General features: G+C 67.4%; 20 protein-coding genes. 11 read left to right on the top strand and 9 right to left on the bottom strand.

Annotation, left to right across the window (positions count from 1 at the left end):
• Positions 1 to 145 precede the first annotated feature (145 nt).
• The 6 genes from gatB (at position 146) to OPU66_RS06610 (ending at position 8424) form a co-directional block, all read left to right on the top strand.
• Positions 146 to 1627, top strand: a complete 1482-nt coding sequence (gatB, locus tag OPU66_RS06585; protein ID WP_498552818.1) for an Asp-tRNA(Asn)/Glu-tRNA(Gln) amidotransferase subunit GatB — start codon at positions 146 to 148, stop codon at positions 1625 to 1627.
• An 83-nt stretch (positions 1628 to 1710) separates the two neighbouring features.
• Positions 1711 to 2475 (top strand): hypothetical protein, encoded by a 765-nt coding sequence (locus OPU66_RS06590; protein WP_498552819.1) that lies wholly within the window; start codon positions 1711 to 1713, stop codon positions 2473 to 2475.
• On the top strand, positions 2475 to 3689 hold the full coding sequence (locus OPU66_RS06595) for a M48 family metallopeptidase (protein WP_498552820.1): 1215 nt from the start codon (positions 2475 to 2477) through the stop codon (positions 3687 to 3689). Before OPU66_RS06590 ends, OPU66_RS06595 begins: the two co-directional genes overlap by 1 nt.
• Positions 3686 to 4303 carry a hypothetical protein gene (locus OPU66_RS06600; protein WP_498552821.1) on the top strand — a complete coding sequence of 206 codons (618 nt, stop codon included), beginning with the start codon at positions 3686 to 3688 and terminating at the stop codon, positions 4301 to 4303. The genes OPU66_RS06595 and OPU66_RS06600 overlap by 4 nt, the downstream gene beginning before the upstream one ends.
• A gap of 83 nt (positions 4304 to 4386) precedes the next feature.
• Positions 4387 to 6627: a DNA topoisomerase IV subunit A gene (gene parC, locus OPU66_RS06605; protein WP_498552822.1), complete on the top strand. Its 2241-nt coding sequence runs from the start codon at positions 4387 to 4389 to the stop codon at positions 6625 to 6627.
• 123 nt (positions 6628 to 6750) lie between these two features.
• The gene (locus tag OPU66_RS06610) at positions 6751 to 8424 is read left to right on the top strand and encodes a putative bifunctional diguanylate cyclase/phosphodiesterase (RefSeq protein ID WP_498552823.1); all 1674 of its coding nucleotides are present in this window, start codon (positions 6751 to 6753) and stop codon (positions 8422 to 8424) included.
• Position 8425: 1 nt separating this feature from the next.
• On the opposite strand, the gene OPU66_RS06615 is transcribed toward OPU66_RS06610, so the two are convergent.
• The 4 genes from OPU66_RS06615 to OPU66_RS06630 all read right to left on the bottom strand — a co-directional run bounded on the left by OPU66_RS06615 (position 8426) and on the right by OPU66_RS06630 (position 11375).
• On the bottom strand, positions 8426 to 9574 hold the full coding sequence (locus OPU66_RS06615; RefSeq protein WP_498552862.1) for a CCA tRNA nucleotidyltransferase: 1149 nt from the start codon (positions 9572 to 9574) through the stop codon (positions 8426 to 8428).
• 44 nt (positions 9575 to 9618) lie between these two features.
• A complete protein-coding gene (locus OPU66_RS06620; protein ID WP_498552863.1) occupies positions 9619 to 10158 on the bottom strand; it encodes a CoA pyrophosphatase in 540 nt (179 codons plus the stop codon).
• Positions 10159 to 10205: 47 nt separating this feature from the next.
• The gene (locus OPU66_RS06625; protein WP_498552824.1) at positions 10206 to 10793 is read right to left on the bottom strand and encodes a DUF1285 domain-containing protein; all 588 of its coding nucleotides are present in this window, start codon (positions 10791 to 10793) and stop codon (positions 10206 to 10208) included.
• 75 nt (positions 10794 to 10868) lie between these two features.
• A complete protein-coding gene (locus OPU66_RS06630; protein WP_498552825.1) occupies positions 10869 to 11375 on the bottom strand; it encodes a GNAT family N-acetyltransferase in 507 nt (168 codons plus the stop codon).
• A 98-nt stretch (positions 11376 to 11473) separates the two neighbouring features.
• On the opposite strand from OPU66_RS06630, the gene OPU66_RS06635 reads away from it, so the two are divergent.
• The gene (locus tag OPU66_RS06635; RefSeq protein ID WP_498552826.1) at positions 11474 to 12154 is read left to right on the top strand and encodes a glutathione S-transferase family protein; all 681 of its coding nucleotides are present in this window, start codon (positions 11474 to 11476) and stop codon (positions 12152 to 12154) included.
• Positions 12151 to 12951, top strand: coding sequence for an SDR family oxidoreductase (locus tag OPU66_RS06640; protein WP_498552827.1), 801 nt, complete (start codon positions 12151 to 12153; stop codon positions 12949 to 12951). Before OPU66_RS06635 ends, OPU66_RS06640 begins: the two co-directional genes overlap by 4 nt.
• Here OPU66_RS06640 and OPU66_RS06645 read toward each other — a convergent pair.
• Complete coding sequence (locus tag OPU66_RS06645; protein WP_498552828.1) at positions 12930 to 13283, bottom strand: c-type cytochrome; 354 nt, start codon at positions 13281 to 13283, stop codon at positions 12930 to 12932. The two genes, OPU66_RS06640 and OPU66_RS06645, sit on opposite strands and share 22 nt — an antisense overlap.
• Before the next feature lie 146 nt (positions 13284 to 13429).
• On the opposite strand from OPU66_RS06645, the gene OPU66_RS06650 reads away from it, so the two are divergent.
• From OPU66_RS06650 to OPU66_RS06660, 3 genes are all read left to right on the top strand, one after another.
• Positions 13430 to 13696: a hypothetical protein gene (locus tag OPU66_RS06650; RefSeq protein WP_498552829.1), complete on the top strand. Its 267-nt coding sequence runs from the start codon at positions 13430 to 13432 to the stop codon at positions 13694 to 13696.
• Between the two features lie 357 nt (positions 13697 to 14053).
• A complete protein-coding gene (locus OPU66_RS06655) occupies positions 14054 to 15880 on the top strand; it encodes a methyl-accepting chemotaxis protein (protein WP_498552830.1) in 1827 nt (608 codons plus the stop codon).
• Between the two features lie 72 nt (positions 15881 to 15952).
• On the top strand, positions 15953 to 18253 hold the full coding sequence (locus tag OPU66_RS06660; RefSeq protein ID WP_498552831.1) for a thiamine pyrophosphate-binding protein: 2301 nt from the start codon (positions 15953 to 15955) through the stop codon (positions 18251 to 18253).
• 51 nt (positions 18254 to 18304) lie between these two features.
• On the opposite strand, the gene OPU66_RS06665 is transcribed toward OPU66_RS06660, so the two are convergent.
• From OPU66_RS06665 to uvrA, 4 genes are all read right to left on the bottom strand, one after another.
• Positions 18305 to 18583, bottom strand: a complete 279-nt coding sequence (locus OPU66_RS06665; RefSeq protein WP_498552832.1) for a hypothetical protein — start codon at positions 18581 to 18583, stop codon at positions 18305 to 18307.
• 193 nt (positions 18584 to 18776) lie between these two features.
• Positions 18777 to 18989: a cold-shock protein gene (locus tag OPU66_RS06670; RefSeq protein ID WP_160592364.1), complete on the bottom strand. Its 213-nt coding sequence runs from the start codon at positions 18987 to 18989 to the stop codon at positions 18777 to 18779.
• A gap of 699 nt (positions 18990 to 19688) precedes the next feature.
• Positions 19689 to 20552, bottom strand: coding sequence for a hypothetical protein (locus OPU66_RS06675; RefSeq protein ID WP_498552833.1), 864 nt, complete (start codon positions 20550 to 20552; stop codon positions 19689 to 19691).
• 168 nt (positions 20553 to 20720) lie between these two features.
• Complete coding sequence (gene uvrA / locus OPU66_RS06680; RefSeq protein WP_498552834.1) at positions 20721 to 23645, bottom strand: excinuclease ABC subunit UvrA; 2925 nt, start codon at positions 23643 to 23645, stop codon at positions 20721 to 20723.
• Positions 23646 to 23747: the final 102 nt, after the last annotated feature.

Below are 23747 nucleotides of genomic sequence, written 5' to 3' on the forward strand. Positions count from 1 at the left end.
CCCCGAGATCGGCCGCTCTCCCGGCCGTCGTGCAGAGGCATAGGAGACCGCATGTCATGATGTCACGCGCGATTTCGCCGCCCGCGCCGGCAAGGCGCGCGGCCCCCCTCTTGCACAAGGGCCGTGCGTGCCGCAGGGAGAGCGCATGACGACCGAGACCAGCAGCTATCGCATCCAGGGCGCCACCGGGGAATGGGAGGTGGTGATCGGCCTTGAGGTTCATGCCCAGATCACCGCCAGCAAGGCCAAGCTGTTTTCCGGCGCGGCGACGGCGTTCGGCGCCGAACCCAATGCGCAGGTGTCGCTGATCGACGCGGCGATGCCGGGGATGCTGCCGGTGCCCAACCGCGAATGCATCCGCCAGGCGGTGCGCACCGGCCTGGCGCTCAACGCCCGCATCAACCGCTGGTCGCGGTTCGACCGCAAGAATTACTTCTATGCCGATCTGCCGCAGGGCTATCAGATTTCGCAGCTCTACCACCCGCTGGTCGGCGAGGGCGAAATCGTGATCGAGCCGGCCGAGGGCGAGACCAAGACCGTCGGCATCGAGCGCATCCATGTCGAGCAGGATGCCGGCAAGCTGATGCACGACCAGCACCCGACCCGTTCCTATGTCGATCTCAACCGCGCCGGGGTGGCGCTGATGGAGATCGTGTCGCGGCCCGACATGCGCTCGCCGGCCGAGGCGGGGGCCTATCTGCGCAAGCTGCGCGCGATCCTGCGCTATGTCGGGTCGTGCGACGGCAATATGGAAGAAGGCTCGATGCGCGCCGACGTCAACGTGTCGGTCCGCAAGCCCGGCGACCCGTTCGGCACCCGCACCGAGACCAAGAACGTCAACTCGGTCCGCTTCGTCATGCAGGCGATCGAATATGAAGCGAGCCGCCAGGTCGATGTGCTCGAGGGCGGCGGCCGGGTGGTGCAGGAAACCCGGCTGTTTGATCCCGACAAGGGCGAGACGCGGTCGATGCGTTCCAAGGAAGACGCGCACGATTATCGCTATTTCCCCGATCCCGATCTGCTGCCGCTGGAGCTGGACGAGGCATTTGTCGAGGACTGCCGCGCCTCGCTGCCCGAACTGCCCGATGCCAAGCGCCAGCGTTACGAAAGCGAACTGGGGATCAGCGCCTATCAGGCGCAGGTGCTGACCGCCGAAGCCGAAACCGCGCGCTGGTTCGAGGCGCTGCTGGCGGCGGGCGAGGGCAAGGTGGCGGCCAAGGCGGCGTCCAACTGGCTGATTTCGGATCTGTTCGGCGCGCTCAACCGGCTGGGGCTGGGGATTGACGACAGCCCGGTCAGCCCGGCCCAGGGCGCGGCGCTGCTCGGCCTGGTCGCCGATGGCACGCTGTCGGGGACGCTCGCCAAGCAGGTGTTCGAGATCATGCTCGAAACCCGCGAAGACCCGCTCGCCATCGTCGAGGCGCGCGGCCTCAAGCAGACCAGCGACACCGGCGCGATCGAACAGGCGGTGGACACGGTGCTCGCCGCCAATGCCGACAAGGTCGAACAATATAAGGCCGGCAAGACCGCGCTGTTCGGCTTTTTCGTCGGCCAGACGATGAAGGCGATGGGTGGCAAGGCCAATCCGCAGGTCGTGAACGAGATCCTGTCGCAGCGGCTGGGCTAAATATATCGGATATTGATGTTTTCGGGCTTGCTCCGGGCGGCGCGGTCACATTAGCGTCGGCCCCGCAACGAATGGGGTGGGGCTTGAAGACTATCGGTCTGGCGCTGGCGCTTGCCGGCATGTGCGTGTCGTCCGTCGCCAATGCGGGGACGAAGGATTTCGCGATCCAGGGCTATGCGCTGCCGGCGGACAAGCCGGTGACCATCGTCGTGATGCGCCCTGACGTGTCGGTCGGCCAGCTTAATGCCGGCGGCAGCGTGGAGCCCAATGCCGACTGGACGGCGGCGGCGCGCAAGCATCTGCAGGACGCCCTCCGCGTGCAGGCGCAGCAGCGCAAGATCGAGATCCGTGCGGTCGATGAGACCAACGCCGATCTGCAGCAGTTCGTGACCGATTACGAGCCACTGCACCGCGCGGTCGCGTCGTCGGTGCTCGAGTTCGCTTATGGCGCGCAGCTGCCGACCAAGGCGGGGCGCGGCGGGCGGCCGCCGGTGTTCGACTGGACGCTCGGCACCGGCACGCAGCGGCTGGCCGAGCTGTCGGGCGGCAATTATGCGCTGTTCCTCTATGCCCGCGACAACTTCGCGACCGCCGGCCGCAAGACGATGCAGGCCATCGGCGCGCTGGGCTGCATCGTCGGTGCGTGCATGATCGTCAGCGGCGGGCAGCATGTCGCCTATGCCTCGCTGGTCGAGCTGTCGACCGGCAACATCGTCTGGTTCAACATCCTGCGCGGTTCGGCAGGCGATATCCGCGAATGGGGCGGTGCGGTGTCGATGGTCGAGACGCTCACCGCGTCGATGCCGACGCGCCCCGGCGAGCGGGCGGCGACCACGGTCGGCCAGTGATGCGCGGCCGCGCGGCCGTGGCGCTGGCGGCGATGCTCGCCGCGCAGCTGGCCCAGCCCGTTCTGGCCCAGCCGGTCGTCTCCCAGCCCCCGGTCGCGGCTCCCCCGGCTGCGGGCACGCCCGCCTATCAGCCGACCGATGCCGATGAGCGCGGCCTGTGGATGGCGGTCGACGAGCAGGAGCGCAAGCTGCGCGGATCGCAGTTTCTGGTGCGTGATCCGGCGCTCAACGACTATGTCCGCTCGGTGCTGTGCCGCGTCGTCGGCGACGGTTGCCGGGACATCCGGCTCTACATCGTGCGCACGCCGCAGATGAACGCCACCATGGCGCCCAACGGCATGATGGTGGTGTGGACCGGCCTGTTGCTGCGCGTGCGCGACGAAGCGCAGCTGGCCGCCGTGCTGGCCCATGAATATGGCCATTATCGCGACCGGCACAGCGTCCGCCTGTTCCGCGACGCCAAGGCCAAGACCAACGCCATCGGCTTTCTCGCGGTCGTGCCCGGCGTCAACCTGGCGGTCAGCGGCATCGCGCTTGCCGCGCAGGTTGGCATCGCCGGATCGCTGTTCGCCTTTTCGCGCGAAATGGAGCGGTCGGCGGACGAGGTTTCGGTCGATCTGCTCGCCCGGTCGGGATTTGATCCCCATGCGGCCTCGCACATCTGGGCGCAGGTGCGCAGCGAGCAGGATGCGACGGCGGCGGCACGCGGCACCAAAAGCCGCAAGGACCGGGATGGCGGCATGTTCGCCTCCCATCCGCCGACGGCCGAGCGCATGGCCGATCTGGCGGCGCTGGCCGCGCGCCAGCAGGTCAGCGGCACGCCGGCGGTTCATGCCGAACGCTACCGGGCGGCGCTGGCCCCGCACTGGGCGATGCTGATCGACGATCAGATCAAGCTCAACGATTTCGGCGGGACCGAGTTTCTGCTCAATCAGCTGGCCGCCACCGGCTGGACCGCCGATCTTCTCTATGCCCGGGCGGAGCTGCTGCGCAGCCGCGGCACGCCCGAGGATCTGGTGCGGGCGACCGAATATTATGCCGCCGCGACCGCCGCCGCCGATGCGCCCGCCGAGGCGTGGCGCGGCCATGGCCTTGCACTGCTGCGCAGCGGCCGCACGGCCGAGGGCCAGGCACTGCTCAAAACCTATCTTTCCAAAGCGCCCGGGGCATCCGACCGGGCGATGATCGCCATGCTTGCCGGGGTCAGCCAATGAACAAGATCGTCACCACCTCGCTCCTCTCGCTCGCCGCTGCGGCTGTCCTCGCCGCCGCTCCGGCGGTTGCCGGTTACAAGCTGATGCCGGCCGCGCGCCCGGTCGCGGTCGCCAAGTCGGGGCTGACCGTGACCCCGCCCGAGGACTGGAACCGCCTTGGCGCGCGGCTGGGCCGCAATGCCGAAAGCTGGACGCTGAATGGGCTCAGCGTCGACGATGTGACCTTCTATGGCGGCATCCCGGCCGACCAGACGCTGTTCCGCGAGGTCGACAAGCGCAACCGGCCGCTGCCGCGCTTTGCGGCCAACATGCTGGTGCCCGACATCGTCCAGCTGTTCGAGAACAGCTACCGCATCGCCAACAACAGTTCGCTGTTCACGATCGACGCGATCGAGCCGGCGCGCTTTGCGGGCCAGGACGGGTTCCGTTTCGCCTACAGCTTCGTCCAGCAAAATGACGAAGTGCGCCGCAAGGGCGAGGCCCGCGGCGCGGTGATTGGCGGCCGCCTCTATCTGATCACGTTCGAGGCGCCGGCAGTCCATTATTTCGACCGCCATCTGGCGGCCTATCGCAAGCTGGCCGACAGCGCGCGCATCGCCGCCGCCCCCCGCTGATCGCGCAGGTCCGCGCGGCGCGTGGGTGATCATGCGCCTGCCCGGTCTTTCCCTCGGTGCGGCGGCCCTGCTATCGGGTTGACATGACCGAAGCTGCCGCGCCGCCCGAGCCTATCGACGCCCCGTTCGACCGGGCGCTCAGCGACCGTTATCTCGTCTATGCGCTGTCGACGATCACCGCGCGGTCGCTGCCCGATCTGCGCGACGGGCTGAAGCCGGTTCATCGCCGGCTGCTTTGGGCGATGCGGCTGCTGCGGCTCGACCCGGCGGCGGGCTACAAGAAATGCGCGCGCGTCGTCGGCGATGTGATCGGCAAATACCACCCGCATGGCGACCAGTCGGTTTATGACGCGATGGTCCGCCTCGCCCAGACCTTTGCGCTGCGTTACCCGCTGGTCGACGGGCAGGGCAATTTCGGCAATATCGACGGCGATAATGCCGCCGCCTATCGCTACACCGAGGCGCGGCTGACCCAGGTCGCCATCGACCTGATGGCCGGGCTGGACGAAGGCACGGTCGATTTCCGCCCGACCTATAATGGCGAGGAGGAAGAGCCGGAGATCATGCCCGGCCTGTTCCCCAATCTGCTCGCCAATGGCGCGAGCGGGATTGCGGTGGGCATGGCGACATCGATCCCGCCGCACAATGCCGCCGAGCTGATCGACGCCGCCATCCGCCTGATCGACGCGCCCGAAACCGACACCGCGACGCTGATGCAGATCGTGCGCGGGCCCGATTTCCCGACCGGCGGGGTGATTGTCGATGCGCCCGCCGCCATCGCCGAGGCCTATGAGACCGGGCGGGGCGCGTTCCGCGTGCGCGCGGCCTGGGTGAAGGAAGATACCGGGCGCGGCACCTGGGCGGCGGTGGTCACCGAAATCCCCTATGGCGTCCAGAAGGGCAAGCTGATCGAGGACATCGCCCAGCTGATCAACGACAAGAAGCTGCCGATCCTCGAGGATGTGCGCGACGAATCCGATGCCGAGATCCGCATCGTGCTCGAACCGCGCAGCCGCACCGTCGATCCCGACATGCTGATGGACAGCCTGTTCCGGCTGACCGCGCTTGAGGCCAAGGTGCCGCTCAACCTCAACGTCCTCGATGCGCAGCGCACGCCGCGCGTGATGGGGCTGAAGGCGGTGCTCGCCGCCTGGCTGGAGCATCAGTTCACGGTGCTGCGCCGCCGTTCCGAACACCGGCTGGGCCGCATCGACGACCGGATCGAGCTGCTCGACGGCTATCTGACCGCCTATCTCAATCTCGACCGGGTGATCGAGATCATCCGCACCGAGGATGAGCCCAAGCCGGTGATGATCGCCGAATTCGGCCTGACCGACCGGCAGGCCGAGGCGATCCTCAACATGCGGCTGCGCAGCCTGCGCAAGCTCGAGGAAATGGAGATCAGGCGCGAGCGCGACGCGCTCGATGCCGAACGCGCCGGGCTGGTCGCGCTGCTCGGCTCGGAGGCGCGCCAGCGCACGCGGATGAAGCGCGACCTGACGGCGCTGCGCGACCGTTATGGCCCCGACACCGCGCTCGGCGCGCGGCGCACGGCGATCGAGGAAGCAGGGCCGGCGCGCGAATATGCGCGCGAGGCGATGATCGAGCGCGAGCCGATCACCGTCATCCTGTCGCAGCGCGGCTGGATCCGCGCGATGAAGGGGCATGTCGATCTCGCCGCCGCCGACACGCTCAAGTTCAAGGAAGGCGATGGCCCGGCCTTTGCCTTCCATGCCCAGACGACCGACCAGATCCTGATCGCGGCCGAAAATGGCCGCTTCTACACCTTGGCCGGGGACCGGCTGCCGGGCGGGCGCGGCTTTGGCGAGCCGATCGGCCTGATGCTCGATCTGGACGGCGAGGCGGGGATCGCCGCCTGCCTGCCCGCAGGGCAGGGCCGGCTGCTGCTGGCCGCGTCGGACGGGCGCGGCTTTGTCGTCAAGGTCGAGGACACGCTGGCCGAAACCCGCAAGGGCAAGCAGCTGGTCAATCTGCGCCCCGGTGCGCGGCTGCGCATCGTCCACCGCATCGCGGCCGACGCCGATTATGTCGCGGTGATCGGCGACAATCGCAAGATGGTGGTGTTTCCGCTCGCCGAGCTGCCCGAAATGGGGCGCGGCCAGGGGGTGGCGCTGCAGAAATATCGCGATGGCGGCCTGTCCGATGCGATTGCGCTGCGCTTTGCCGACGGGCTGAGCTGGTCGATGGGCGGCGCGACCGGGCGCACCCGCACCGAACCGGACCTGACGCCGTGGCGCACCGCGCGGGGGGCCGCCGGGCGCATGGCCCCGATCGGCTTTCCGCGTGAAAACAGATTTACTTAGGGGGGAGCCGCAAAGCCGTCCTTAGCGCCGCATTAACCAATGGCGGCTAGAGCGGGGGCGATGGGGCCAAGCCGGAATCTGCATTGCGTCCAGCCGCTTCCGGCCCCTGCCCGGGCCGAGCCGGTGACGCTCACCCTGGATGCGACCGCGCTCCAGCTTGCCCGTGTGCGCGCGCACCTGCTCGAGGCCTTGCCCGTTGCCGCCGGCGTGATCGGCCTTGACGGCGCGGGGCGGCCCGAATTGGTGGCCGGCAACACTGCGCTGAGCGCCATCGATCTGGGCGGCGACTGCCCGCTTGTCGACCGACCTGGGCTGGCCGATCCGATCCGGGCGCTGCTTGCGGGCAGCGGCGATGTCTCCACGCTCGACTGGATCGATGGCGACCAGATTACCGGGCGGCATTATGGCGTGCGCATCGCGCGCATTTTCCAGCTCGATGCCGCCGGGCCGCGCTTCCTGATCACGCTGATTGACCGTACCGCCGAGCGCGCGACCGAAAAGAGCCTGAGGCTCGAAATGTTCAACGACAGCCTGACCGGGCTGCTCAACCGCGCCGGCTTTTCCGACCGGCTGGAGGCGGAACTGGCGGGGGCGGAGCCGGGCAGCTTTGCCGTCATCGTCATCGATCTGCTGCGCTTCAGCCGCATCAATGAATCGATCGGCGCGATTTCGGGCGACGAACTGCTGATCACCGTCGCGCGGCGGCTGCTGAGCGTGCTGGCCCCGGGCGACGTCATCGCGCGCACCGGCGGCGACGAATTCGGGCTGCTGGTGCGCACCGGCACGGGCGACGAGGCCGTGCGCCAGATGGCCGAGCGCATCCACGGCGTGTTCGCCGAGCCCTGCCGGCTGTCGGGGCTGGAAATCCGCATCGGCTGCGCGGTTGGCTGCGCGATGCTGGAAGAGGATTGCGACGGTGACGAGCTGGTGCGCCGCGCCCAGTTCGCGGTCAAGCGCGCCAAGGCGACCGGCCGCACCGAGCTGTACACGCCGCGCGATTTCCACCGCGCGCGCCGCGCCTTCACCATCGAAACCGCGCTGCGCCGCGCGATCGAGGCCGATCGGCTGCGGCTGCATTTCCAGCCGGTGGTCGAGCTGGGCACCGGCCGGCTGACCGGGTTCGAGGCGCTGGCGCGCTGGGAAGACAATGGCATCAACATGTCGCCGGCCGAGTTCATTCCGGTTGCCGAGCAATCGGGCCTGATCGTTCCGCTCGGGCGCTGGGTGCTCGATGCCGCGCTGGCGACGCTCAAGGGCTGGGACGCGCATGGCGGGCTGGCGTGCGGGCTGGGCGTCGCGGTCAACGTGTCGGCGCTGCAGATGGCACGCGACGATATTGCCGCCATGGTGGCCGCCGGGCTGTCCGCGCATGGGCTGGACGGGCGGCGGCTGACGCTGGAGCTGACCGAAAGCTCGATCGTGCAGGATCCCGATGGCGCGTCGCGCACCATGCACGACCTGAAGGCGCTGGACACTGTACTCGCGCTCGACGATTTCGGCACCGGCTATTCCAGCCTCGCCTATCTCCAGCGGCTGCCGCTCGACTGTCTGAAGATCGACCGCAGCTTCGTGACCGACATGCTCGCCAACCGGGACAATCTGGCGATCGTGCGCGCGGTGCTGTCGCTTGCCCAGGCGCTGGGGCTTCGCACCACCGCCGAGGGGGTGGAAACGCCCGAGCTGGCGCGGATGCTCGCCGCGCTCGGCTGCACCCATGCCCAGGGCTATGTCTATGCCCCGGCGCTGCCCGCCGACGAGGCGCTGGCCTTCGCCCGGTCGTGGTCCGGCATGGCCTGATTCACGCCCCGCCGGTCAGCCGGCCCGCGACCTGATCGGCAATCGCCCGGGCGCGCGCGGCATCGGGAAAATCCTCGTCCAGCCAGATGGTTTCGACCTCGCGCAGCGCACGCGCGACCACCGGCCCGGCATCCAGCCCGCGCGCGACCAATTCTCCGCCCGACACCGGCAGCCGGGGCGGTGTCCAGCCATGGATCGCCGCCGCCGCATCGACCTGCCCGGCAAGCAGCAGCCGGTCGACCGCCGATGCCGGGCCGAGCCGATATGCCAGCACGCGCGGGCGCGCTTCGGCATTGCTCGCCAGCGCCGCGCCCAGCCGCTTGCGGATCGCGTTCGACAGCTTCAGCCGCGCGGCAATCAGATCGGCGCGGGCTGCATCGGCGGGCAGCAGCGCGGCCAGCCGGCGCACGGCATCCCCGGCGATCCCGGCCGCGCCCTCGGCGGCGATCAGCGCCTCCAGCCGCGCCGCGCCATCGGCATCGATATCGGGCAGCACCGGCCTGAGCACGCCGCCATCGATCATCGACCGGATCGCCCCGGCCGGGCGCGGGCCGCCCAGCAGCTTGACCAGTTCATCGGCGATGCGTTCGCGCGACAGCGCCATCAGGTCGTTCGCGCGCGCCGTGCAGGCGGCATAGGCCTCATCATCCGGCGCGCCGTTTCCGAACCGGGCATGGAAGCGGAAAAAGCGCAGGATGCGCAGATGATCCTCGGCAATGCGCGCGCGCGCATCGCCGATGAAGCGCACCCGACCCGCCGCCAGATCAGCGAGCCCGCCGAAATAATCATGCACGCTGCCGGTCACCGGATCGGCGGACAGCGCGTTGATCGTGAAGTCGCGCCGCGCGGCATCCTCGCGCCAGTCATCAGTAAAGGCGATGGTCGCCCGCCGCCCGTCGGTCGTGACGTCGCGGCGCAGCGTCGTCACCTCGACGCCCTTGCCGCCGATCACCACCCCGACCGTGCCGTGCTGCAGGCCCGATGCGCTCGACCATACCGACAGGCCGGCCGCCTCGGCACGGGCGATCACCTCGGCCGGGGCGAGGCTGGTGGCGATGTCGAGATCGCCGGGCGGCGCGCCCGCCAGCGCGTCGCGCACCCAGCCGCCGACATAGCGGGCCTGCCCGTCCGCCCCGCCCAATGCCGCCATCAGCCGCGCCAGCCCGTCCGCGTCCCAGCCGGCGGGCGGCAGCGTCACCCGCGCAGCCGTCGCCCCAGATTGACCAGCATCGCCGCCGTTGCGCCCCAGATCCGCCGTTCCTGCCATGGGATCTCCCAGTAGCGCCGCCGCGCGCCTTGCCAATCCATCTCGCGCTCGAATTGGTTGGCGGGATCGATCAGATGATCGAGCGGAACCTCGAACCAGTCGGCAACTTCGGCCTCGGCCGGGCTCAGCGGCAGATCGGCCGGCACCACGCCCAGCACCGGCACGACATGATAGCCGGTGACGGTGACATAAGGGTCGATCGCGCCCACCAGGCTCACCCGGTCGGGCGGCAGGGCGATTTCCTCATGCGCCTCGCGCAGCGCCGCCGTCACCACATCCTCGCCGGGGTCGATGCGCCCGCCGGGAAAGGCGATCTGCCCGGCATGGCGGCGCAGCGCGGCGTTGCGTTCGGTCAGGATCACGCCGGGCCGGGGGCGGTCGGTCACCGCGATCAGCACCGCGGCGGGATGGACGGGCGCACCCGTCTCCCGGTCGGCGGCCAGCCCGTCGCCGGCAATCGCCGCCAGCGTGGCCGGCCGGGCAAGCGCGGCGGCAAGGCTGTGGGCGAGGGGCGTCACGCGGCGGCGTCGGACGCGGACAGATCAAAGGCGAAGAACGCGCCGTCGCTCCACAGGCCGGGCGGATCGGCACCCTCATCGATCGCCCATCCGGCCAGTTCGTAATAGACCGGGCGCGCCACCAGCGCGTCGAGGCCGGGGCGCACGCTCAGATAGGGGTGCGGCCCGTCCGCCCGCTCGGCCAGCCGCAGCGGATGCGCCGGCCCGGCCACGACCAGATCGCCGGTGTTGAGGCGAAAGGCGAGGCGGCGGTCGCGGCCCGCGCCTTCGCTTGCCACCTCGACCGCGACGAACGGCGCGTCCTCGACCGCGATGTCGAGCTTTTCAACCGGCGTCACCAGCACATAGCCGCCATCCGGTTCGCGGCGCAGGATCGTCGAGAACAGCCTGACCATCGCCGCCCGGCCGATGGGCGAGCCCTGATGATACCAGGTGCCGTCGCGCGCGATGCGCATCTCGCTGTCGCCGCAATGCGGCGGGTTCCAGCTGGCGACGGGGGGCAGTTTCGCCTCGGCGGCCAGCCGGGCGATATCGGCCAGCGACAGGCGGGACAGATCGGCGGGAAGATCGGACGTATCGGCCATCACCCCCTGAAGATAGGCGCTTTCAGCCGCCGCGCCAGCCCGTTGCGCGGGTCGCCGGTCAGGTTCCGGGGCCGGTCAGGTCACCGGCAGGGCGGCGGCGCGCAGCTCGCCGGTCGCGGGATAGGCGGTCTTGATCCGCGCCAGCAGCCGGCGCTGCTCATAGGGGCCGTCGATCCGCCAGCCCCCGGCCGGGGCGGCGGTGAAGCCGAACCGGCCATAATATTCGGGGTCGCCGATCATCATCATCCCCGTCCACGGCCCGGCGGCGAAGGCGTCGACCAGCGCCGCCATCAGCGCCTTGCCGATGCCCAGCCCCTGCTGCGCGGGGGCGACGGCGACCGGGCCGACCATGACCAGCGGCCAGTCGCCGCCATCGGGGGTGGCGAGTGCAACCGGCCAGCTTTGCAGGCTGCCGACCAGCTGCCCGTCGATCGACGCCGCAAAGCTTAACGGCGCGATGGCGGTGCAGCCCGTGCGCAGCCGATAGGCGGTGCGCCCATGGCGGTCGGTGCCGAACGCGGCATCGAGCAGCGATTCGATCGCCGCCGGATCGGCATCGGCAAGCGGGCTGAGCGTGAACACGGGCGGCGGGGTCCTAGATAGCGGGGTGGCGCAAACGGGAAGGGGCTTTGACGGGCATGGACGCCCGGCGCGCGGCGCTTTAACGCCAAATGCGAAGAATGGAAGCGACAAGCGCGGCGCAGGGAGAGACGATGAAACTCTATGATGCCGGATGGGCGCCCAGCCCCAGGCGGGTGCGGATGTTTCTCGCTGAAAAAGGGCTGGATCTGGCCGCGACAGGCATTGAGCGGGTGATCGTCGATCTGGCCGCAGGCGCACAGCTTGCGCCCGATTTCCTGCGCATCAACCCGCGCGGAACGGTGCCGGTTCTGGTGCTGGACGATGGCACGGCGATTGCCGATTCGGTCGCCATCTGCCGCTATTTCGACGCGCTCTATCCCGAACCCCGGCTGTTCGGGGCGACTCCCGTGGATCAGGCCGCGACCGAGGAATGGACGCGCATCGCCGAGCATGAAGGCTATGCCGCCGTCGTTTATGCGTTTCGCAACCGCGCGCGGACGATGGCGGGCCGGGCGCTTGCCGGCCACTGGCCCGAAATGCCGCAAATCCCCGAACTGGTGACGCGCGGTCAGGCGATGTGGGGCTGTTTCATCGCGCGGCTGGAGGCGTGGCTGGCCGACCGGATATGGCTGGCGACCGATGCGTTCGGTTTTGCCGATCTGAGCGCGTTCGTCGCCCTTGAGTTCGCGGTGGCGACCCGGCTGTCGGACGGCAGCTTCCCGCCCGCCATTGCCCGCTGGCACGCCGCCATCGCCGCGCGCCCCTCGGCCGCCGCATGAGCGCGGGTGAAGCCCAGCCGCGCGCCCCGCGCGGGCGGACCGCCATCGTCACCGGCGGCGCGCGGCGCATCGGCGCGGCCATCGTCCGCGCGCTGGCCGCCGATGGCTGGCATGTCGTCATCCATTACAACAGCTCCGCCGCCGACGCGCTGGCGCTGGCCGCCGAAACCGGCGGGACTGCGGTGTGCGCCGATCTCGCCGCGCCCGATGCCGGGGAAAAGGTGATGGCCGCGCTCAATGGCGCGCCGCCGCCGGGGCTGCTGGTCAACAGCGCTGCCGGGTTCGATCTCGACGGGTTCGACGATTTCACCGCTGAGGGGTGGGACCGGCACATGGCGATCAATGCCCGCGCGCCGGTGCTGCTGGCGCGCGCCTTTGCCGATGCGGTGGCGAGATCGGGGGCCGGCGATGCGCTGGTCGTCAATCTGCTCGACGCCAAGCTGGTCCAGCCCAATCCGGATTTCTTCAGCTATTCGGTGTCGAAGTTCGCGCTGGCCGGGGCGATGGAGCTGGTCGGCCGGCTGCTTGCGCCCCGGGGCGTGCGGGTGTGCGGCATCGCTCCCGCCGTCACTCTGGTGTCAGGGCCGCAAAGCGGGGAGAATTTCGACCGGGTCCACCGGCTCAACCCGCTCGACCGCGGCGTCAGCCCGGACGATATCGTCGGCGCGCTGCGGTTTCTGGTCGCTTCGCCGGCGATCACCGGCCAGACCATCGTGATCGACGCGGGGCAGCGTTTCTACGGGCTGCCCCGCGACGTTCAGTTTCTGGACGACGCTTACTTGAGCGTCTTCAGATAGGCGATCACCTTGGCGCGCTTCGCCGCATCGGGGATGCCGGCAAAGGCCATCTTGGTGCCCGGCACATGCTTGCGCGGGTTGGTCAGGTAAAGGTCCAGTTCCTTTTCGGTCCACACGCCGGGCTTGCCCTTCATCGCGGCCGAATAGGTGTAGCCGGCGACCGATGCGCGCTTGCGGCCGACGATCCCGGCGAGATGCGGGCCGATTTTGTTCTGGCCGGCTTTGACCGAATGGCACACCGCACATTGGACGAAGTTCGGGTTGGTTTGCGCCTGGGCGGCACCGGCCATGCCCAGCATCATGATACCCAGTCCGAAGGCCATTCCACGCATTTCGGTCTCCTGTCAGTCAGCCGCCCTTTGGAGGGGAAGGGGTGGCGGCTATGCTGTCCAATAGGCCCGAAGGCCCCGTTTGCGCAACTCCCCGGGGGCGATAAGCTGCAAATCAGGGGGAGGATGCCTTGGATCATCTGGAGACGTTGAATCACCTCGAAACAGTGTTCGAGGACCGGCTGGTGAGGCTGGACGGGGGCAGGTTCGAGCGCTGCGTGTTCCGTAACGTCGTGCTCGAATATGGCGGCGGGCCGCTGCATCTGTCCGGCTGCCGGTTTGAAGGCGCGGTGCGCTGGCAGTTTACCGGCGATCTGGGACGCGGGCTGGCAGCGCTCGGCCGGCTTTACGCCGACCGCCAGGCCATCGGGTTGAAGGCGGTGGTCGACACGATGTTCCCGCCCGAGCCTGATTAGGCGGGCGGGGGCTGCCGCAGCGCAATGCCTTGAATTTACATGTGTCAAATAATTTGGACATTTGTGAAAGACAAATAAAGGATACACCTTTTACTGAAGGACCGCCGGAAACAAGGCGATAAAGTTCGCAATTGTCTGAACGATAACTGACAAAATCAGCAACTCTTATTGCAGGGACGATGATTATTCATTGCAACATCGGCACGTCCCGATCAGGTCGGCATATATGGTAAATGCGGAGAGCCGGTCCTCGCCCGGATTGGGGAGGGCTGCCGGTCCGGCATTCCGGGGGCCTTGAGCCACGCCTTGGCAGCGCCTTGCGCGGCGGCCGGGCGCGGCCCGTGCGGAAAGACCGGGATGATGATGAAGCTGCTGTCGTCGCTGCGTATCTCGACCAAGATCCAAATGATCCAGCTGATTGCCGGGCTGGTGTGCATCGGGGTTGCCGCCATGGGCTATACCGGCCTGTCGCGCACCAATCAGGGCTTTACCGAGCTGGTGCAGACGCGGCTGCCCAGCGGCACGCTGTTCGCCCGCGTGCAGCGGCTGGGCACCGAGATGGTCTTTTATGGCTACCGGGTCGCGGCCGAGCCGGGGGCCGCGCCGATGCTGGCGGCGGCCGAGGCGCGGTCCTATGCCGAGGCCCAACAGGCAATCGCCCAGCTGGGCATGATGCGCCCCGACATGGCGGCGGCCATTGGCGAGGTCGATCGCGCGCTCGACCGCATCCATGCGCTGTCATCGGCAGCGATCGCGCGGCGTTCGGCCGCTGCGATGGGCGCTGCGGTGCGCGAACTCGAGGCCGCGCGCGAAATCGCGGTGTCGGCCAACAAGCGCAACGTGGCCGAGGCGACGGCGCAGGCGATGGCGTTGTCGCGCGAGGCCGAACGCGACGGCATGGCCGCGCTGGTGATCGCGATTCTGGCGACGCTGGGCGGTTTTGCGTTCGGCTGGGTGGTGTCGTGCCTGGGGATCACCCGGCCGCTGGCGCTGATCGGCCATACGATGGCGCGCCTCGCGTCGGGCAAGACCAACACCGATGTGCCCGGTGGCGACCGCCGCGACGAGGTGGGCGACATGGCCAAGGCGGTCGTCGTGCTGCGCGACGCGGCGATCGAGCGCGAGCGGCTGGCGCTTGAAAAAGAGCGCGCCGATGCCGAACAGAAAATGGTCGTCGACACGCTGGGCCGCCACATGGCGGCGCTGGCCGATGGCGATCTGACGGCGGTGATCGATCAGTCTTTCCCGCCCGATTATGCGGCGCTGCGCGACCATTTCAACGCCGCGCTCAAGAGCCTGGCCGAGCTGATCGCGGCGGTGGCCGACAGCGCGCAGGAGATCGAGACCGGATCGACCGAAATCTCGCAGGCGGCGGAGGATCTGGCGCGCCGGACCGAGGGCAATGCCGCCAGCCTTGAACAGACATCGGCCGCGATCTCGGCGATGGACGGGCGGCTGAAGGCGACGGCCAAGGCGGCGACGAGCACCGTCGCCCGCGCCGATCAGGCATCGGTGACCGTGTCGGGCGGGCGCGAGATCGCCGATGGCGCGGTGGCGGCGATGGAACGGGTGTCGGACAGCGCCAAGGGCATCGACAGCGTGATCGAGGGGCTGGACAAGATCGCCTTCCAGACTCGCGTTCTGGCGATGAACGCCGCGGTCGAAGCGGGACGTGCCGGCGAGGCCGGGCGCGGCTTCGCGGTCGTTGCCGACCTTGTTTCCGCACTCGCCATGCGTGCCGAGGAAGAGGCCAAGCGCGCGCGCGATCAGCTGACCCTGACCCAGACCGATATCGGCACGGCGGTCGAGGCGGTGCAGAAGGTCGATGGCGCGCTGGCAGCGATTTCGACCGATGTGAGCGAGGTGCACAGGCTGTTGGCGGCGATGGCGGGCGACAATGAGGCCCAGGCCTCGGCGATCACCGAGATCAGCAGCGCGGTCGCCAGCATGGATCAGGCAACCCAGCAGAATGCGGCGATGGTCGAGCAGACCTCGGCCGCCGCGCGCACCCTGACCACCGAGGTCGCGGCGATGACCGCCAAGGCCGGCCAGTTCCACACCGGCCGGGCGGCAGCGCGCAAGCCGCAGCCGGCAGCGCTGCGCGCGGCCCCGCCCGCACGTCCCGCCGCTCGGGCCAGGTCCGCGCCGGCAATGGCGGAGGCCGAGGGTTGGGCGAGCTTCTGACCGGCAGCGGCGCGCGCGGCTGCGCCCGCTTGCTTATTGTCCTTTGTCGCTGCGATCTGCCAAAGGGCCGGGATGAGCCCTGCCGATATCGCCACGCTTGAACTGATCGATGCCCGCCTGCGCTGGCTGGCGTCGTGGACGATCCACAATGCCAATCATCTGCGCGACAGCCGCGACGGGCTGAAGGTCGGCGGCCATCAAGCGAGCTGCGCGTCGATCTCGACGATCATGACCGCGCTTTACTGCACGGCGCTCGGACCGCGCGACAAGGTGGCGGTGAAGCCCCATGCCGGGCCGATCCTGCACGCGCTGCATTATCTGGCCGGCGGGCAGAGCCGCGCAAAGCTGGAGGCGTTTCGCGGCTTTCAGGGCGCGCAAAGCTATCCCAGCCGCACCAAGGATGCGATCCCGGTCGATTTTTCGACCGGATCGGTGGGGCTTGGCGTCGCCGTCACTGCCTTTGCCAGCCTGGTTCAGGATTATCTGATCGCGCACAACGCGCTGGATGAGGGCGACGCCGGGCGGATGATCGCGCTGATGGGCGATGCCGAGCTGGACGAAGGCAATATCTATGAAGCGCTGATCGAGGCCTATAAGCACGATGTCCGGCGCTGCTGGTGGATCGTCGATTATAACCGCCAGTCGCTCGATGCGACGACGATGGACCGGATGTTCCGCCGGTTCGACGACATCTTCGAGACCTGTGGCTGGCGGGTCGAGACGCTGAAGCATGGCCGGTTGCAGCGCGCGGCCTTTGCCGAGCCGGGCGGCGAGGCGCTGCGCGACTGGATCGACACCACCCCCAATGCGGAGTTTGCGGCGCTCACCTATCAGGGCGGGGCGGCGTGGCGGGCGCGGCTGGCGGCCGATATTCCGCAGGCGCAGCCGATCCTCGATGCGCGCGACGATGCGGCGCTGGCGCGGCTGATGACCAATCTGGGCGGCCACTGCGTCGAGACGCTGACCGAGGCGTTCGCGCGCTCGGCCGATGACGTGCCGACGCTGTTCATCGCCTATACGATCAAGGGCTATGGCCTGCCGTTTCAGGGGCACAAGGACAATCATTCGGGGCTGATGACGCCCGATCAGATCGCCCAGCTGCGCGCCGAAATGGGCATCGCGCCGGGTGCTGAGTGGGAGCCATGGGCCGGGCTGGGCGACAATGCCCGCGCCGCGGCGCAGCGGATCATCGCCGCCACGCCGCTCGCCGGGCACAGCCGCCAGAGCGCGGAGCCGGTGCCGGTGCCGGCGATCCCGGTGCCGACGGGCGCGCGGCAGGCGACGCAGGCGGCGTTCGGGCGCATCCTGCTCGATCTCGCCAAATCGGGCCATATGCTGGCCGATCGCATCGTCACCACCTCTCCCGATGTCACCGTGTCGACCAATCTGGGGGCATGGGTGAACCAGCGCGCGCTGTTCCGGCGGCAGGACATGGCCGATGTGTTCCGCGCGGCGCGCATCCCTTCCGCGCAGAAATGGGGGGCGAATGCGGCGGGCCAGCATATCGAACTGGGCATTGCCGAGAACAACCTGTTCCTGATGCTCGCCGCGCTCGGGCTGGCCGCGCCGCTGTTTGGCGAGCGGCTGATCCCCATCGGCACCGTCTATGATCCGTTCATCGCGCGCGGGCTGGATGCGCTCAATTACGCCTGTTACCAGGATGCCCGCTTCATGCTGGTCGCCACGCCCTCGGGCCTGACGCTGGGGCCGGAAGGCGGCGCACACCAGTCGATCAACCCGCCGCTGATCGCCATGGGGCAGCCGGGGCTGACGCATTACGAACCCGCCTTTGTCGATGAACTGGCGCATCTGTTCGCCCACGCCCTGGCGCACATGCAGGCGGCGGGGGGCGAGAGCGTGTATTTCCGGCTGACCACGCGCGAGCTGGATCAGGTGGCGCGCGGCGATGACGGCTGGCGCGACGGCGCGGTCAAGGGCGGTTATTGGCTGAAGCCGCCCGCACCCGGCGCGCGCGCGGCGATCGTCTATATGGGGGCGGTCGCGCCCGAAGCGCTGGCGGCGTGGGAGGCGATGGCCGACGATCTGCCGGGCCTCGGCCTGCTGGCGATCACCTCGCCCGATCTGCTGCACCGGGGCTGGTCGGCGGCGCAGGCGGCGCGGTGGACGGGCGGTGCCGAGGGGCCAAGCCATGTCGAAACCCTGCTCGCGCCGCTGGGGCCGGGGGCGGGGCTGGTGACGATCACCGATGGCGCGCCGGCGGCCCTGTCATGGCTGGGCGGGGTGCTGGGCCAGCGCGTCGCGCCGCTGGGCGTCGACCGGTTCGGCCAGACCGGGGATCTGCCCGATCTCTACCGCGCCTATCGGCTGGACAAGGATGCGCTGGTGGAGGCGATGGCGGCGCTGATCGCCTGAACCGGGCGGCGGGGCGTTCGCCACCGCCCGCATGGCGGTGCGGCGCGCGGGTCAGCGCAGCGGGATGGCGGGCGTGTCGCTCTCGTCGTCCGTGCCGGTGTGCGCCGGGCCATGATCGGCCGGGCCATGATCAGCCGGGCCATGATCAGCCGGGCCATGTTCGAGCGGCGCGCGGGCGATGCGCGCCTGTTCGTTGCGGTCCTGCCGCGCGGCCATTTCAAGCCATGCCGCCTCGGCGCGCAGCGCGCGGTCGCGGACATTGGTGAGGGTTGCGCCATCGGCTTCCTGCCGGGCGCGGGCGGCGAGTTCGCGGTAGCTGGCCTGGGCCATGACAGGGCCTTTCGCAAAAAAGGGGGAAAGCGCGGGCGGACAGCGGTTTAGAGCATTTTTAAGCCGGGCAGACTTACCCGGCGGCTCGGAAAATGCGGTAAATCAAAGGCCTGGAGCGGCGAAAACCGCTCTAGGCAGGATGCCCCGGCGGGCATCCGGCCGGGACGGGTTGCCCCGCCCCGGCCCGGGGGGATTAGTCTGCGGTCTGCAGGTTGCACGCCGCCATCTTGCCGCGGCGATCCTGTTCCAGATCATAGGTCACGCGGTCATTCTGGTTGAGCGTGGCCAGCCCCGCGCGCTCAAGCGCGGTGATGTGGACGAATGCGTCCTGACCGCCGCCATCGGGGGCGATGAAGCCATAGCCCTTGTCGGCGTTGAAGAACTTGACGGTGCCAGTGATGGCCATGGGATGCTTCCTTCTGTCTGTGGAGCCACGCGACTGCCGCGCGCCCCTGTGCTCAGGGCAGGGATAGAAGGAAGAGGGAGCCGCAAAGCGCCGAAAACCGTCGATATGCGACTGTAGCGCGGCTGATATGGGGTGCGGGGGGCGGATTACAAGGGAGAGAGGGCCATTAGGCAGGCCGTTGCATGCATTACCTCAAAGCGGATTGACAGACTGAAAGCACTCAGCCTCATTTGCTTTTTTTGATGGTCGGAAGTCTACCTGTCGAGTTTACGGAAAGTGCGTATGCATTTAAGAAATCGAAGAACCGAAAAAATGACAATAAATGTCCAACAGAGAAGTGAGGCGCCTATTAGTCCGCTAGACTTCGGAGTTGGATTCCAAGTCATTAGGATAAGAGAAAAAAATGCAACAACAAGGGTGATGTATGTAGTATTAATCATATAAGACTTGAAGCGAATAAAGTGTATATTAGAGTCGATTGATATTATAAATGGTTCGCTACGCGCCATGACAACCGCGTAGATTGCGAAAAGAGAGCCAGTTTGAACAGAAGCCCAATTAAACACACCAGAGTAAAGCCCGGGTGCGCTCCAAGGTTGGATTTCCCGAGAGAACTGTACCACAAGCCAATCGGCTTTCCATATGATCAAGGCTGTGGCACAGGTTGCCAATATGGCCTCGCGCCAAGGAAGGATTGCATTAATCAACATGTCGCGCATAACGCGCTCGTAGGTAGTCGCGTTGTTCGTTAAAACATCGCTTTGCAAAATCGATTCTCATGTCACGTCCGGAAGCCAGGTCGTTTGTCGGGAGTTCGAGCCTTGTAGTGCGTTTTAGAAGATGTTGCAGGAAATTGAACGGGTCGGGGGACTCGTCTGTTTCTGCAATGATAGTTTTTACAGAACGGTGGCGGTCGGCCACGCCAAGCAACCTCTGCAATACTCCCCAGACCGTCTCCCTTTCGAGGCCGCCCTGGCTCATTCGTGCGCTGACGGTAACTTCCACCGTCGGCGCGCCAAAGTAAGCTCCCAGTCGTTCGATCCCCAGTTCAAAGTCATTGATCCCCGCGCCAGCCTCGGCCGCGAATCGATTTACGCCCGCGATTTTCACTCGAAACTTGGTAGGAGTCTCGTGTTCGAAGCGGTTCAAGGCATCCTCCTCGAGCACGGGTAGGTGGCTGAACATGCTGCCATTACTGAAGCAGTTGCCATACCTGCACAAGCGGCCAGCGGCCATCTTCATATCAAACTGTAACGCAGCTATCCTTGAAACTGTATCGTAACAAAGTGCGGCATGATGGCCGAGGCGATGGATTGGCAGAGGGTCTGTTGATACATCTGTAGGGTGGCTTGGCAAATTATCCGTTTGTACTCTAGTGAAGTCCGCAGAGATGATGCCATCAACTTCAGAAAAGTGTTCGATTCTCAAGGTTATTCCCTCGCCAACGACGCGTTCGCGTTGGGCTAGCGGTAAGGCAGCCGCTACTCGTAGGGCGTCGGCGAAGGTTGGGCCTTGGCCAGCGTGTTCAATCTCATAAAACCTAACTGTGATATCCCTGTCCATTTCAAGCCTCCGCTCTTGGAGAGGCTAGAGCCTGATAGATCCGCGAGTCAACCAAGCGTCTAAAGTCAACCTATGGCTGCGTTGTTTCGTAAGGGCTTCTAAAATGCTCCGGATCATGTGCTAAGAATGCAAGGCTGATATGAGTGTCTGGGGCGCAGAAATTAATTTTTACCCCGCCGCCACCTTCGCTGCCTTTCGCACCTTCAGCAACGGCGCCAGATACCGCCCCGTATAGCTCCCCTCGGCCTTCGCCACCTGTTCCGGCGTGCCCTGGGCGACGATTTCGCCGCCCTTCACGCCGCCTTCGGGGCCGAGGTCGATGATCCAGTCGGCGGTCTTGATGACGTCGAGATTATGTTCGATCACCACGACGCTGTTGCCCTGTTCGACCAGCGCGTGCAGCACTTCGAGCAGTTTGCGGACGTCTTCGAAATGCAGGCCGGTCGTCGGTTCGTCGAGGATGTAGAGCGTGTTGCCGGTCGCGCGGCGGCTGAGTTCCTTGGCCAGCTTCACCCGCTGCGCCTCGCCGCCCGACAGCGTCGTCGCCTGCTGCCCGACCTTGATATAGCCCAGCCCCACTTCGACCAGCATCGCCATGCGGTCGCGGATCGGCGGCACCGCCTTGAAAAACTCCGCCGCGTCCTCGCACGTCATGTCGAGCACATCGGCGATCGACTTGCCCTTGAACTTCACCTCCAGCGTTTCGCGGTTGTAGCGCGCGCCGTGGCACACATCGCACGTCACATAGACGTCGGGCAGGAAGTGCATTTCGATCTTCAGCACGCCATCGCCCTGGCACGCCTCGCACCGCCCGCCCTTGACGTTGAAGCTGAACCGGCCGGGCTTGTATCCGCGCGCCTCGGCTTCGGGCAGGCCGGCAAACCAGTCGCGGATCAGCGTGAATGCGCCGGTATAGGTGGCCGGGTTGGATCGCGGCGTGCGGCCGATGGGCGACTGATCGATGTCGATCACCTTGTCGAGCGCCTCCAGCCCGGTGATCCGGTCATGCGCGCCCGCCACCATGCGCGCGCCGTTGAGCGTGCGCGCCGCGCCCGCGAACAGCGTGTCGATGGTAAAGCTCGACTTGCCCGATCCCGACACGCCGGTGATGCAGGTGAAGGTGCCCAGCGGGATCGATGCGGTCACGCCCTTCAGATTGTTGGCGCGGGCATTGTGCACGGTCAGCTTGCGGCCATTGCCCTTGCGCCGCTTTTCGCCCAGCGGCACCGCGCGGCGGCCGGCCAGATAATCGGCGGTGATGCTGTCGGGATGGGCGAGCAGCTCATCCAGCGTGCCGCGCGCCACCACCTGCCCGCCATGCACGCCCGCACCCGGACCCATGTCGACGATATAGTCGGCGGCGCGGATGGCATCCTCGTCATGCTCGACCACGATCACCGTATTGCCCAGGTCGCGCAGCCGCTTCAGCGTGGCGAGCAGCATGTCATTGTCGCGCTGGTGCAGGCCGATCGACGGTTCGTCGAGCACATAGAGCACGCCCGACAGCCCCGATCCGATCTGGCTGGCAAGGCGGATGCGCTGGCTTTCCCCGCCCGACAGCGTGCCGGACGTGCGGTCAAGATTCAGATAATCCAGCCCGACATTGTTGAGGAAGCCGAGCCGTTCGGTGATTTCCTTGAGGATGCGGCCGGCAATCGCCTGTTGCTGCGGCGACAGGCTGGCCGGCACCGCCTCGAACCAGGCGAGCGCATCGGCGACCGACAGGCGGGTGGCGGTTGAAATGTCGCTGCCGGCGATCTTCACCGCCAGCGCCTCGGGCTTCAGCCGCGCGCCGCCACAGGTTTCGCACGGGCGGGCGGACTGGAACTTGGCCAGTTCCTCGCGCATCCACGCGCTTTCGGTTTGCAGCAGGCGGCGGTTGAGGTTGCCGATCACGCCCTCGAACGCCTTTTTCACCTCATAGGATTTGCGCCCGTCGATGAAACGCAGCGTCACCGCCTTGCCGCCGGTGCCGTGCAGGATCACCCGCTGCACCTCGGCCGGCAGATCGGCCCAGGGCGTGTCGAGCGAAAAGTCGAACTCCTTGGCCAGGCTGGCCAGCACCTGCATGTAATAGGGGCTGGGCGGGTTGGATTTGGCCCATGGCACCACCGCGCCCTTTTTCAGGCTGAGCGCATGGTTGGGCACCACCAGATCTTCGTCGAAGATCAGCTTTTCCCCCAGCCCGTCACAGGCCGGGCACGCCCCCTGCGGCGCGTTGAAGCTGAACAGCCGCGGCTCGATCTCGGCGATGGTGAAGCCCGAGACCGGGCAGGCAAAGCGTTCGGAAAACACGATCCGCCCCGGCGGCGCGTAATCGAGCTTCATGCCGCCGCTCTGGCCCCCATTCTGGCCGTCTGCCCCGGCAGGCGCGGGATCTGCCGGATCGACATAGGCCAGCCCGTCGGCCAGCTTCAGCGCCTGTTCGAAACTGTCGGCCAGCCGCGCCGCCAGCCCGTCGCGCACGACGATGCGGTCGACGACGATTTCGATGTCATGCTTGTATTTCTTGTCGAGCGCGGGCGCGTCTTCGATGTCGTGGAACTGGCCGTCGATGCGCACCCGGGTAAAGCCCGCGCGCTGCCATTCGGCCATTTCCTTGCGATATTCGCCCTTGCGGCCGCGCACCACCGGGGCGAGCAGATACAGCCGCGTGCCTTCGGGCAGGGCCATCACCCGGTCGACCATCTGGCTGACCGTCTGGGCGGCGATCGGCAGGCCGGTCGCCGGCGAATAGGGCACGCCCACCCGCGCCCAGAGCAGGCGCATATAATCGTAAATCTCGGTCACCGTGGCGACGGTGGAGCGCGGGTTGCGGCTGGTGGTTTTCTGCTCGATCGAAATCGCCGGCGACAGCCCTTCGATGTGATCGACATCGGGCTTTTGCATCAGCTCCAGAAACTGGCGCGCATAGGCGGACAGGCTCTCGACATAGCGGCGCTGCCCCTCGGCATAGATGGTGTCGAAGGCGAGCGAGCTCTTGCCCGATCCGGACAGGCCGGTGATGACGATCAGCCGGTCGCGCGGCAGGTCGAGATCGACGCCCTTGAGGTTGTGCTCGCGCGCGCCGCGCACCTGGATATGGGTCAGCATCTGGGCGTTCTATCTTTGTTCAAGGGGTGAATCCAGCGCAGAGATAGGATGCGCCGCGCCGTTGCGCGAGGGGCTGTGCGCGGTTCCCGCCCGTTCGGCCGG

The sequence above is a fragment of the Sphingomonas sp. URJC2 genome, assembly GCF_059803575.1.

Bases quoted from the DNA above. Each gene is read 5' to 3' on its own strand.
- OPU66_RS06670 (WP_160592364.1), bottom strand. From the start codon at position 18,989: ATGGCCATCACTGGCACCGTCAAGTTCTTCAACGCCGACAAGGGCTAT.
- OPU66_RS06625 (WP_498552824.1), bottom strand. From the start codon at position 10,793: ATGGCCGATACGTCCGATCTTCCCGCCGATCTGTCCCGCCTGTCGCTG.
- OPU66_RS06660 (WP_498552831.1), top strand. From the start codon at position 15,953: ATGAGCCCTGCCGATATCGCCACGCTTGAACTGATCGATGCCCGCCTG.
- parC (WP_498552822.1), top strand. From the start codon at position 4,387: ATGACCGAAGCTGCCGCGCCGCCCGAGCCTATCGACGCCCCGTTCGAC.
- OPU66_RS06645 (WP_498552828.1), bottom strand. From the start codon at position 13,283: ATGCGTGGAATGGCCTTCGGACTGGGTATCATGATGCTGGGCATGGCC.
- OPU66_RS06665 (WP_498552832.1), bottom strand. From the start codon at position 18,583: ATGGCCCAGGCCAGCTACCGCGAACTCGCCGCCCGCGCCCGGCAGGAA.
- OPU66_RS06600 (WP_498552821.1), top strand. From the start codon at position 3,686: ATGAACAAGATCGTCACCACCTCGCTCCTCTCGCTCGCCGCTGCGGCT.
- uvrA (WP_498552834.1), bottom strand. From the start codon at position 23,645: ATGCTGACCCATATCCAGGTGCGCGGCGCGCGCGAGCACAACCTCAAG.
- OPU66_RS06675 (WP_498552833.1), bottom strand. From the start codon at position 20,552: ATGGACAGGGATATCACAGTTAGGTTTTATGAGATTGAACACGCTGGC.
- OPU66_RS06655 (WP_498552830.1), top strand. From the start codon at position 14,054: ATGATGATGAAGCTGCTGTCGTCGCTGCGTATCTCGACCAAGATCCAA.
- OPU66_RS06640 (WP_498552827.1), top strand. From the start codon at position 12,151: ATGAGCGCGGGTGAAGCCCAGCCGCGCGCCCCGCGCGGGCGGACCGCC.
- OPU66_RS06635 (WP_498552826.1), top strand. From the start codon at position 11,474: ATGGAAGCGACAAGCGCGGCGCAGGGAGAGACGATGAAACTCTATGAT.
- gatB (WP_498552818.1), top strand. From the start codon at position 146: ATGACGACCGAGACCAGCAGCTATCGCATCCAGGGCGCCACCGGGGAA.
- OPU66_RS06615 (WP_498552862.1), bottom strand. From the start codon at position 9,574: ATGGCGGCATTGGGCGGGGCGGACGGGCAGGCCCGCTATGTCGGCGGC.
- OPU66_RS06595 (WP_498552820.1), top strand. From the start codon at position 2,475: ATGCGCGGCCGCGCGGCCGTGGCGCTGGCGGCGATGCTCGCCGCGCAG.